This is a genomic window from Niallia sp. FSL K6-0212 (genome assembly GCF_038007605.1).
Lineage (GTDB): Bacteria > Bacillota > Bacilli > Bacillales > Cytobacillaceae > Niallia > Niallia circulans.
The window spans coordinates 433,238-445,602 of the sequence record NZ_JBBOXL010000001.1 but is presented as its reverse complement, the minus strand read 5'-3'; the positions used below and the strand labels follow the sequence as shown (position 1 = coordinate 445,602).

Below are 12,365 nucleotides of genomic sequence, written 5' to 3'. Positions count from 1 at the left end.
TTTGAAGAATGTTTTTACTATTTACCGAAATGATTGGATTCGTATTTTTAAGGCGCCTGTTGCGGCACTTCTAATTGTGGCTTTAATGGTGCTGCCATCTCTATATGCTTGGTTTAATTTGGCGGCTTCATGGGATCCATATTCGAATACGAGTGGGATAAAAATTGCAGTAACAAGTGAAGACGAAGGAGCAGTTATTCGCGATTCCTCCGTCAATATTGGCGATGAAATTGTTTCAAGCTTAAAGAAAAATGATAAGCTTGGCTGGGAATTTGTAAGTAAAGAAAAAGCGAAGGAGGGTGTTACGAAAGGAGAGTATTATGCAAGCCTGTACATCCCTCATGATTTTTCCGCTAAGATTGCAACTATTTTAGAGGACAAACAAGTAAAACCAGAGATTGATTATAGTGTAAATGAAAAGTTAAATGCAATCGCACCAAAGATGACTTCTACTGGTGCCTCGACGATTGTGCAGCAAGTAAAGGAAAACTTTATTCATACGGTAAGTGAATCCGTATTGAGTGTATTTAATGATGCTGGAATTAAGCTGGAAGAAGAATTGCCGACGATTAGAAATATAGAAGAGAAAATTTTCGCATTAGAAAAAGAAGTTCCGAAAATAAATGAATTAGGAGAAAAAGTAGTAACACTGGAAGGTAAGTTGCCTGAAATCAATAAGAAAGCACAAAAAATTTTAACATTAGAAGCAGCTTTTCCAGATATTAATGAAGCGAGTAAAAATATCCTGTTATTAGAAGAAAAGCTTCCGGAACTAGATAAGGTTGGTGAAGGCATTCTAGTCTTACAGGAAAAGGCGCCAGAAATTCAAAAGTTAGCGGATGGCGTGATGGAGCTAGATGCTCATTTTTCTGACATTAGTGAAATGGTAACAAAAGCATTATCGAATGTAGAAGACATGCAGTCATTTTTGGAAACAGCAAGTGGTTCATTAGAGAAAATCGAACAAGGGATAAATAACGGGAAGCAATTAGCAGATACACTGCCGGCGTTTATCGATGCAAATGGGCAAGCGCTCGATGCAGTAGGGCCAGTATATAAACAAAATCTTCTTCTCCATCAGAAAACGGCTGATGCTGTTCACCAATTTGCTGCATTAGTTCAAAATGGTAATCTTACTGAAGAGGAAGCAAAAACAAATGCAGTAGCTTTGCAAGCACAAGTGCAAACTAGTATCGATAGTTTAACACGTTCCGTTGCATTATTTACTACTCTAAATAGTGTAACTCCAAATGGAGATGATGCTCTTTTGTCTGAAATTAAAGACTTACAGGCATTACAAACCAATTTTCAGCAAGAAAAAAAGCTGCTACATACGATTCAAGCAGAGGATAAGGAGAAAGCATCCAGTTTATTGGCGTTGTCGCAAGAGGCAATTGAGCTTAGTACTACTCTAATGAATCGTTATGACAAGCAAACAGAGCCAGCTATACATCGTGCTATAGAGGGGATAAAGGATTCGGCTCAAAATGCAATGAATGATTTGGAAAGTGCACAGGCGAATATACCAAAGCTAGAAGAGATATTAAAAAATACGGATGAGTCACTTGCCTTTGCGCAAGAAGAATTAACAAAGCTTCATTCTGACTTACCTACAATAGAAAAGAAGATTCATGAAGCAACAAACCTTATCAAGAAAAATATGGACAAAGTTTTAGCAGGCATTAATGATGCCGCAGAATTTTATCAAAAATCTTTTCCGAGTCTGAAAGAGAAGTTTCATGAAGCAGCAAACTTTGTTCGTAATGATCTTCCCGCGGCTGAACAAGATATTTCTAAAGTAGCTGCATTTATTAAGACGGATTTACCTAGAGTGGAAGATGCTGTTCATAAAGCGGCAGATATGGTACAAAATGAATTGCCAAATTTAGAAGCGACGTTGACTAAAACGGCAGATTCTATTCGGAAATTTGAAGATGAATATGATTTAGGGGAAATTATTTCCTTGTTGAAAAATGATATACAACAAGAAAGTGACTTTATATCAGATCCGATTGTATTAAATGAAAATTCTTTATTTCCTATTCCTAATTATGGATCAGCGAATTCGCCTTTTTATACAACCTTGAGTTTATGGGTTGGTGCCTTGCTGCTCATTTCTTTATTACGCGTGGATGTTCGAGATCCTGAGGGGATTTACACACCGAACCAAGTATACTTTGGCAGATGGCTCACCTTTGTCACAATTGGATTATGTCAAAGCTTGATTGTGACACTAGGAGATATGTTTATCTTAAAGGCATATGTAGCTGAACCAGTTGCATTCGTATTGTTCAGCATGTTTATCAGCTTAGTATTTATGACAATTGTTTACACATTAGTTTCTGTTTTTGGCAACTTAGGTAAGGGATTAGCGATTATTTTTCTTGTATTGCAGCTATCTGGTTCTGGAGGGACTTTTCCTATTCAGGTTGCACCACCTTTTTTCCAAAAAATTAATCCTTACCTACCATTTACACATGCGATCAACCTGTTAAGAGAAACCGTAGGTGGGATGGTAAAGGAAAAAGTACTATTTTCAATCAGTATGCTTATAGTCTTTAGTGTAATTGCTTTGATTATTGCTCTATTTTTAAAAAAGCCATTAGCAAATGGAACAAGAAAAATGACAGAAAAGGCAAAAGCAAGCGAGATTATACATTAATAGGGACTACGTGGATAAGGAATCTCCCATTATGGAAAGCGAAGGACTGTTTCTACATGATAGAACAGTCTTTTTGCTTTTATTTTTAAGAATAATGTAATGCCGAAAAGGGTAAAAGAAGGAAGGAATCAGCCTTATTAAGTGTTTATGTTAATTATGTAAGCTTTAAGGAAAACTGATGTTGGCTGAAAAAATTCGACTTTAGCTGAAAAGCCAGTGAGATTGGCTGATAAAACAGAAGTTTGGCTGAAAAGCCCCCAGTTTTGGCTGATAAAAATGAAGATTGGCTGAAAAGCCCCTAGCTTTGGCTGATAAAAATGAAGATTGGCTGAAAAGCCCCCAGTTTTGGCTGATAAAAATGAAGATTGGCTGAAAAGCCCCTAGCTTTGGCTGATAAGATCGAAGTTTGGCTGAAAAGCCCCTAACTTTGGCTGATAAAACAGAAGTTTGGCTGAAAGCCCCCAGTTTTGGCTGATAAAAATGAAGATTGGCTGAAAAGCCCCCAGTTTTGGCTGATAAAAATGAAGATTGGCTGAAAAGCCCCTAGCTTTGGCTGATAAAATCGAAGTTTGGCTGAAAAGCCCCTAGCTTTGGCTGATAAGATCGAAGATTGGCTGAAAAGCCCCTAACTTTGGCTGATAAAATCGAAGTTTGGCTGAAAAGCCCCTAACTTTGGCTGATAAAACAGAAGTTTACCTGAAAACCCAACAGATTTGACTGATAAAACCCCATTTAGGCTAGAATCCTCTCATCTTTGCCATAATGGGAAGCCTTTTTCCAGTAATTTCTCCTATATTTTACTACTCCTTTGACATAAACAGCTGATGGCTAATGGTCCATTGTAAGTATTTGCTTTCCAAACTCAAACTATTGAAACATACCTGAAATACTACAGAAAAGAATTAATATCTTCTCCATTCAGCTATGGAAGGTTGGCAGGTTTTAATATCATCAACAAATAAAATACTATTCTACTTACTTAATCTTCTGCTTGTGTTAGGACTACTAATAGGATTTATTTCTCTAATCTAATGGAAAAAAATACTATTGTAAACGTATTATCCTTTTTATTGACAACTTGTATATACATCTATATCATTAGTTTTATGACATGTATATACAAGATTCGACAAGATTTGCAAACGTTTTTATTAGTATTGGAATAGAATTTACTTTCATCATAGAATAGGAGGACGTAAGAAATGAGCATAGATAAACAGCAGGTTAGTAATATAATTGAAGCGATTGGCGGCAAAGAGAATATTTATGCTGCAACGCACTGTGTGACCAGATTACGATTTGCATTAGCAGATGAAGCAAAAGTAGATAAAGAGAAGCTTGAATCATTAGATTTAGTGAAAGGGTCTTTTTCGACAAATGGTCAATTTCAAGTAGTAATTGGTCCAGGTACGGTGGAGAAGGTTTATAAAGAGTTAATCAATCAAACGGGTGCATCCGAAGGGTCGAAGGATGATGTCAAAAAAGCCTCAGAACAAAATTTAAATCCATTACAGCGTGCTGTAAAAATGTTAGCTGATATATTTATTCCGATTTTGCCTGCGATTGTAACAGCTGGTTTACTAATGGGAATCAATAATGTCTTAACAGGTGAAGGTATCTTTTTTGAGCAATCGGTGGTTCAAGCGTATCCACAATGGGCAGACTTTGCTAGTATTATCAATTTAATAGCTAATACAGCGTTTACTTTTTTACCTGGTTTAATCGGCTGGTCTGCAATGACTAGATTTGGCGGCAGTCCTTTATTAGGGATTGTGCTTGGATTAATGCTCGTTCATCCTGATTTATTGAATGCATGGGGATATGGAAAGGCAGAAGAAATACCGACATGGAACATTTTTGGCTTAGAAGTAGAAAAGGTTGGCTATCAAGGTCAAGTTTTACCAGTCCTGCTTGCTTCCTATGTTTTAGCTAAGTTAGAAATTTTCTTAAGAAACAGAATCCCAGATTCCTTTCAAATGTTATTCGTAGCACCTATTGCTTTACTTGTAACTGGTTTTGTATCATTTATTGCAATAGGTCCAATCACATTTTTTATCGGAAACATGATTACAGATGGAGTTGTAGCAATCTTTGATTTTGCGCCAATTTTAGGTGGATTAATATACGGCGGATTATATGCACCGCTTGTTATTACTGGTATGCATCATACCTTCTTAGCAGTAGATTTGCAGTTGATCGGAAGCACTGGAGGAACATTTCTATGGCCGATGGTTGCTTTATCCAATATTGCTCAAGGGTCAGCAGCACTTGCCATGTTGTTTATATTAAAAGATGAAAAATTAAAGAGTTTGTCAGTAACTTCAGCTATCTCCGCGTATCTTGGTGTTACGGAGCCAGCGTTGTTTGGTGTTAATCTGCGCTTCCGCTTTGCCTTTATTTCGGCCATTATTGGATCTGCTATAGCTGGTGCTTTTATTTCTATCCAAGCAGTAAAAGCACCTTCAATAGGAGTAGGCGGCTTGCCAGGATTCCTGTCCATTTTCCCTAATAATTGGGGAGCATTCTTTATTGGAATGGCCATTGTAATAATCGTCCCATTCCTTTTAACAATATTATTTGCAAAAGTGCGCAAGGCGCAATAAATAGTAGAGTATTTATAACAGAAGGTATCAATGATTCCTATTGATATCTTCTGTTTTTATTTACATAAATGACTAAGCAAAAAAAGTGAAAAGAAATCTATGCTTCTTTTTATCTTATATGGTGAAGAATTCATTAATATGCGACTTACAATATGATCCTGAAAGTCATATAATTCGCATAGAACAATCCTATTTATCTTGAATTGTCTCTTCTGCTGTTTTTGGTATTTAATAGTTTGTGAGTATCGTTTTTCAAATTACCTTTCCAATTTTTAATTATCTTGGTAAAGTAGTCGTAACAATAAGGAGTTAGTAGAGAAAGGTGGGTGAATCATTTTTTGAAAACGTTTAAATTTAAAGATAGATTACGAAAGGAAATTATGGTAAGTTCGCTTATTACTATCTCGCTGGCTTCCTTGGTGATTTTTGGAGGACTATTTGGCTACTATTACTATTCAATCAACCAAGAAATAACAGAAGAAAGGGAAAGGATTACTAAACAGTATAAAAGTATAACTAGTTACCTTGATGAAAATTTAGAAATGTACAGCGAAACCATATTTGCAAGATATGTAGATGGAAAATTAACTGATAGAGATTTATATGAAGAGTATTATCACCTTCTAAGCAGAAAGGAAAGGAATGTCAGAATTCGGTTATTATTATTGGATAAAAATAAAAATTTATTATTTGATAGCGAGAAGAAAGAAGATATTAGGTTGATCTATTTCTTAAATACGGTAGTAGATAATAATCCATTAGAGGAAAAAGTTATACGTCGGATATTTATGACTCCTCAAAGAGAGCATACCTTATTATCTTTAAAAAAGATAAAGGAGGATTCCTATACGATTGGATATGCTGCCTTTTTAATGAATGGAAATGATTTTCTGCAAAACTCTTCAGGAAATGGAACCCAATATCTACTGTATGATAATTATCATAATGTTTTCTCCAGTAGCTCATTCGAATTTTTAAAAGGATCTTTAGAAAAAGTAAGTTCAGAAGTAAGGGATGGAAATTTCCAAAGTGAAGAAGGGAACTATTACTCCAAACATAGACTGCTGGAATCAAATATGAATTTAATTGTTTATAAAAAATTAGAATCACTAAACATATTATGGCGCTTTTCGTTTAGCATCGTCATGATTTTGGTTTTCTTTTTATTACTTTTTTCTCGTTATTCCTCTAAAAAGATTGCTTACAATAATTCTAGATATGTGGAATTTATATCCAATGAAATGAAAAAAGTAACAAATAATAAAAACTATCGCTTTAAGATAGAGTCAAAAGATGAATTCCAATTTTTGAGTGAAAATATAAATCAAATGCTCGATGAATTAGAGGAATTAAATCAAAATAACATTTCTTTACTAAAGGAAAATGTCATCTCAGAACGCAAAATGCTAGAGGCGCAATTTAATCCTCACTTTCTGTATAATACATTGGAAACGATACGAGTAGCAACTTATTATGATACAGAATTAGCTAACAAATTAATCTTAAATCTAAATACCATTTTGAGATATAGCATTTCCAAAATGAATGAAGTAGCAGCCATTAAAACCGATATGCTTTATATTAAAAACTATTTGGAAATTTGCAAAGAACGGTTTGAGCGATTTACGTTTGACATAACGATAGAGGAACAAACAGAGGAATTCCTCATTCCGAAATTGTTAATTTTGCCAATAGTAGAAAATAGTATGAAATATGGATTTAGAGATAGAAGAGATTTACATTTATCAATTAATATCGTCAGAACTGGGGAAAGTTTGACGATACAAATAAGCGATAATGGAGGAGGTATAGATGATAGTACGTTAGTTAAAGTAAATTCAAATGTATTTAAGAAAAGTGGGAACCATCATGGCCTATATAATGCAAAGAGAAGATTATTATTAATGTACCCAAATTCTTACTTCAAAGTAAAAAGTCCTGGGGAACATACGACTGTAATTATGAAAATCAGGGAGTGAGAGAAAAGTGTACAGAGTTCTCATTATTGAAGATGAAAAGTTAATAAGAAAATGGCTGCGTTATGGTTTTGATTATGAATCAGTTAATTGCGTAGTAATTGGAGAAGCAAGTGATGGGGAAGAAGGAATTGAACTTATAAATGAACTAAAGCCTGATATTGTCATTACAGATATTAATATGCCAAGAAAAAATGCCTTTCAAATGCTTGAAGAAACAAAATATCTTATTTTTTCAAAAATTATTGTCTCGGGATATAATGATTTTCCTAATGCAAAAAAGGCAATTTCTTATGACGCAGTTGAATTTATTGTAAAACCGATAAATGAATCAGAATTAAAAGAAGCTATCAGAAAAGCAGGGTCAATGGTAGATATATTGAAACTGGAACAAAAGGAAAAGCAGAAAATAGACGATATGATTAAGGGGTTAGCACATTCATCTTTTGAGGGTCATTATGATCATTTAGTTAAGCAGATGATTCAATATATTGAGAAAAATTACGCAAAAAAGTTTACTTTTAATGCAGTGTCAAATGAACTGGGATATAGCTCATCTCTTCTTTATAAGAAATTTAAAGAGGAAACCAAACAAACTTTTAATGAATACCTGAATCAATATCGAATAAAAAAATCAATTGAAGAGGTTCAACGCGGAGAGTATAAAATTTATCAAATAGCTGAAAAAGTTGGTTTCACTGATTATAAGTATTTTAATCAAGTGTTTAAGAAATACACAGGATATACTTGTACTGAATTTTTGGAGAGAAAGTAGTGTAGAATTTTCTCTGAATTTATAGAATAGTACCATTTGAAAGCGTTTGCTTATATATTATCCTAAACATATCAATGATAAGGAGAGGATAATAAATGAAAAGATATTGGAAAATGTTCATTTTAGTAGTTGTGGGTGTATTAGCACTAACTGCTTGTTCATCTGAAGAGAAAGCGGGAGAAGGAGCATCGGATAAATTAGTTATTTACACACCAAATTCAGAAGGGTTAATTAATGCGACAATCCCTGCATTTGAAGAAAAATATGGAATCAAGGTTGAGTTAATTCAAGCTGGTACAGGAGAGTTATTTAAAAAGTTGGAAAGCGAAAAAGACTCTCCAGTGGCGGATGTAATGTTTGGAGGAACCTATACTACTTATGCTCTTCATGGAGAATTATTCGAAGAATATGTTTCTGCTGAAAACGAAAACGTAATAGAGGAATATCGTAATACTAATGGATATTCTACTCCATTTACTTTAGATGGAAGTGTACTTGTTGTAAATAAAGATCTGACAAAAGGAATGGATATTAAAGGATATGCTGATTTATTGAATCCCGAGTTAAAAGGAAAAATCTCTACAGCTGATCCAGTTAATTCATCAAGTGCATTTTCTCAATTAACGAATATTTTACTTGCAAAGGGCGGATATGATTCAGATGATGCCTGGAATTATGTAGAAGATCTCTTTACAAATATAGATGGAAAAATCAACTCTAGTTCTAGTAATGTATATAAAACAGTGGCAGATGGAGAGATGGCAGTTGGGTTATCTTATGAAGATCCGACAGTGAAGTTATTGAATGATGGAGCGAATGTTGAAATTATTTATCCAGAAGAAGGTACGGTTTTCTTACCTGCAAACTCAGCGGTTGTGAAAAATGCCAAAAATATGGATAATGCGAGAAAATTCCTTGATTTCATTATTTCTAAAGATGTTCAAGAGGTACTAGCAAAATCAACAACTAATAGACCAGTTAGAGATGATGTAGAAATCGGAGAAAATATGAAGCCGCTTGCAGATATTAAGACATTAACAGAAGACTATGAATATGTTATTAAGCATAAGGATGAAATTGTCCAACATTATAATGAAATATTTGTTGATATTCAATCTAAATAATGAGAGGCCAGGAGGTGAAAGAGAATGAGTTTTATTAATATAGAGCATGCCAAAAAGGAATATGGAGGAGTAGCGGTAATTCCAGATCTAACCCTGAACATAAAAGATGGATCATTATTTACCCTATTAGGTCCATCTGGATGTGGGAAAACAACCTTACTGAGAATGATAGCTGGTTTTAATTCAATAGAAGGAGGAAACTTCTATTTTAATGAGAACAGAATAAATGATAAAGAACCAAGTAAAAGAAATATTGGAATGGTATTTCAAAACTACGCAATCTTTCCTCATTTAACGGTAAGAGAAAATGTAGAATTTGGTTTAAAACAAAGAAAACTTACGAAAGAGGAAATCCAACAGAGGACGACTCAATATTTGAAATTAATGCAAATTGAGCAATATAGTGAGCGGAAACCAGAAAAATTAAGTGGTGGACAACAGCAGCGTGTTGCGCTAGCACGTGCATTAGCAATAAATCCTGATGTACTACTGATGGATGAACCGCTAAGTAACTTAGATGCTAAATTAAGACTTGATATGCGCCAAGCTATTAGGGATATCCAAAGAGAAGTGGGAATAACAACCGTATATGTTACCCATGATCAAGAAGAAGCCATGGCAATTTCAGATCAGATTGCAGTTATGAATAATGGAGTAATTCAGCAAATTGGAAGTCCGAAAGAATTATATCACCGCCCAGCTAATGAATTTGTTGCTACCTTTATTGGGAGAACTAATATACAAGAAGCGAAACTAGTTTCCACTGGAGATAGTGCCACAATAGAGTTCGAAAATGGTTTTAATCTTCCCTTTGATGAACTAGCCAGCGAACATAGTCAAAGAGTTAGAGTGAGTATTAGACCAGAGGAATATGTAAGAACAAAGCAAAATCCTGATACTATTCGTGGCGTAATAACTGATAGTGTCTACCTAGGAATGAATACGGAATATTTCATTCATCTGGATACAGGAGAAAATATTCAAGTAAGTGAAGAGTCAACATTTGAAGAGGATTTGAAGGCTGGGGATGAAGTCTGGCTGGCGATAAATAAACAAAAAATCAATATATTTACTGATGATGGTTCACGTAATTTATTGGGGGTGTAAATAATGAGAAACAAGTTTAAATTTAATATTTGGACCGGATCCTCCTTATTTATCCTTCTTACGTATACCGTTTTCCTTATATATCCGGTATTAATGATTTTAATACAAGCGTTATTTATAAATGGTTCCTTTTCATTAAAATACTTTGTTGAGTTTTTCTCTAAAAGTTACTACTCGGAAACATTAATCAATAGTTTTAAAGTTTCTATTTCTGCAACGTTCTTTGCTTTAGTAATTGGAATAACTTTAGCTTATTTATTTTCCATGTTTCAGTTTAAAGGAAAAAAAGTGCTGCAAGTATTAATTATTATAGCTTCCATGTCAGCACCCTTTATTGGTGCCTACTCATGGATCCTATTATTAGGAAGAAATGGAGTCATTACTAAATTTTTAGTGGAATATCTTCATTTTCCTCCATTTGATATTTACGGATTTTCTGGAATAACCCTAGTTTTTACTTTGCAGTTGTTCCCGCTGATTTTCTTATATGTTACGGGTGCCTTCAAGAGTATTGATAATTCGATTTTAGAAGCAGCTGAGAGTATGGGATGTACAGGAATAGCTCGGTTTTTCAAAGTGTTATTACCACTGTTGATTCCTACCATTTTAGCAGGAGCTTTACTAGTTTTTATGCGGGCGTTTTCTGATTTTGGAACCCCGATGTTAATTGGAGAAGGTTATCGAACTTTCCCGGTGTTAATTTATACGCAGTTCATTAGTGAGGTAGGAGGAAATGCAGCATTTGCAGCTTCTTTAGCTATTATTGCAATTGTTATTGCCTTAGTAATATTTTTAATTCAGAAGTATGTGTCCAATAAAAATTCTTTTAGTATGAGTTCGCTTCACCCTGTGCAGCCCAAAAGTATGAAAGGATTTAAGAAACTTTTTGTTTATATAGTAGTTTATGGCATTGTATTTATTGCGATGCTGCCACAATTTTACCTGATGTATACCTCGTTTTTAAATACAAAAGGGATGGTATTTCAAGAGGGATATTCTTTTAATAGTTATATAGAAGCATGGGATAGAATGGGATCAGCGATAATTAACACGATAAGGATACCTTTCTTAGCCCTAGTAATAGTAGTTATTTTTGCTATCTTTATTTCTTATTTAGCGGTAAGGAAACGTAACCTATTTACATCATTGATTGATAGTTTAAGTATGATTCCTTATATTGTTCCTGGCACTGTTTTAGGGATAGCCTTATTAGCATCATTTAATACGGGAATAGGTGGAAGTGGAATAATCGCAATTACTGGTACAGCGTTTATTATGATTATTTCTTTATCTATTAGAAGATTGCCGTATACGATAAGATCATCAGTAGCCTCCTTACAGCAAATTCCACCTTCTATTGAGGAAGCGGCTGAAAGTTTAGGCAGTAGCCGGTTAAATACTTTTATCAAAATAACCGTTCCAATGATGTTGCCTGGCATTATCTCTGGAGCAATATTGAGCTGGATTACCATGCTTTCAGAGCTTTCTACGTCCATATTGCTATATACGGTGAATACCAAAACAATGACAGTAGCAATTTATACGGAGGTAATTCGGGGGAATTATGGTATTGCAGCAGCACTGTCTACAATATTAACGATAATAACAGTTCTCTCTCTCTTAATATTTATGAAAGTATCTAAAAATGATAGTATTACGCTATAACTTTTGCCTATAGATTAACGAGTAGTTGTTTAAGAGAAGTAGATGCAAATCAAAGAGGCTCCCATCTCATCAAATCTGCGTTATATTGGTTTTGTGAGATCGGAGTTTTTTGTATTGAGATAGTAAAATTAAAAGGAATATGCAGATTTTGTCGAAAGAATTTTATAGAAATATAGGAAAAACTACCGATAGTAAATTGGTGGGATTTACTTCTTAATGACTACTTTTCAAGTTATAGGAAGAGACTCCTAAATATAATTTTTTGGAGGACAGCATGATTGGCTTAGGACTTATAGGATTATTATTAATGGTATTTGCGCTTATTTATTTCGTTATCTATTTACTTAACAAGGTGAGAGGCAGAAATCCAATTCTTTCAAAGAAAATATTTTATTTTTCCTTAATTGGTGGTTTCTTATTAATGATTCTTTCGGCTTCTTTTCTTGATACAGG

7 protein-coding genes are annotated in these 12,365 nt (G+C 34.2%); all 7 read left to right on the top strand.

Translation table 11 applies throughout. The features are described from left to right. Nucleotide 1 precedes the first annotated feature (1 nt). The 7 genes from MHH96_RS01990 (at nucleotide 2) to MHH96_RS01960 (ending at nucleotide 11,912) form a co-directional block, all read left to right on the top strand. The gene (locus tag MHH96_RS01990) at nucleotides 2-2,662 is read left to right on the top strand and encodes a YhgE/Pip domain-containing protein (RefSeq protein ID WP_186325629.1); all 2,661 of its coding nucleotides are present in this window, start codon (nucleotides 2-4) and stop codon (nucleotides 2,660-2,662) included. A 1,202-nt stretch (nucleotides 2,663-3,864) separates the two neighbouring features. Beyond that, entirely contained in the window at nucleotides 3,865-5,265 is a 1,401-nt protein-coding gene (gene treP, locus MHH96_RS01985; protein WP_328283166.1) for a PTS system trehalose-specific EIIBC component, read from the top strand. A gap of 338 nt (nucleotides 5,266-5,603) precedes the next feature. Further along, nucleotides 5,604-7,244 carry a sensor histidine kinase gene (locus MHH96_RS01980; protein WP_095322732.1) on the top strand — a complete coding sequence of 547 codons (1,641 nt, stop codon included), beginning with the start codon at nucleotides 5,604-5,606 and terminating at the stop codon, nucleotides 7,242-7,244. A gap of 7 nt (nucleotides 7,245-7,251) precedes the next feature. Then, nucleotides 7,252-8,016 (top strand): response regulator transcription factor, encoded by a 765-nt coding sequence (locus MHH96_RS01975; RefSeq protein WP_047944414.1) that lies wholly within the window; start codon nucleotides 7,252-7,254, stop codon nucleotides 8,014-8,016. Nucleotides 8,017-8,111: 95 nt separating this feature from the next. After that, a complete protein-coding gene (locus MHH96_RS01970; RefSeq protein WP_341116502.1) occupies nucleotides 8,112-9,140 on the top strand; it encodes an ABC transporter substrate-binding protein in 1,029 nt (342 codons plus the stop codon). Between the two features lie 24 nt (nucleotides 9,141-9,164). Next, the gene (locus MHH96_RS01965) at nucleotides 9,165-10,247 is read left to right on the top strand and encodes an ABC transporter ATP-binding protein (protein WP_047944412.1); all 1,083 of its coding nucleotides are present in this window, start codon (nucleotides 9,165-9,167) and stop codon (nucleotides 10,245-10,247) included. A 3-nt stretch (nucleotides 10,248-10,250) separates the two neighbouring features. Beyond that, nucleotides 10,251-11,912 carry an ABC transporter permease gene (locus MHH96_RS01960; protein ID WP_186325630.1) on the top strand — a complete coding sequence of 554 codons (1,662 nt, stop codon included), beginning with the start codon at nucleotides 10,251-10,253 and terminating at the stop codon, nucleotides 11,910-11,912. Nucleotides 11,913-12,365 lie beyond the last annotated feature (453 nt).

Coding starts and splice junctions, on each gene's coding strand:
- MHH96_RS01960 (WP_186325630.1), top strand. CDS start 10,251: ATGAGAAACAAGTTTAAATTTAATATTTGGACCGGATCCTCCTTATTT.
- MHH96_RS01970 (WP_341116502.1), top strand. CDS start 8,112: ATGAAAAGATATTGGAAAATGTTCATTTTAGTAGTTGTGGGTGTATTA.
- MHH96_RS01965 (WP_047944412.1), top strand. CDS start 9,165: ATGAGTTTTATTAATATAGAGCATGCCAAAAAGGAATATGGAGGAGTA.
- treP (WP_328283166.1), top strand. CDS start 3,865: ATGAGCATAGATAAACAGCAGGTTAGTAATATAATTGAAGCGATTGGC.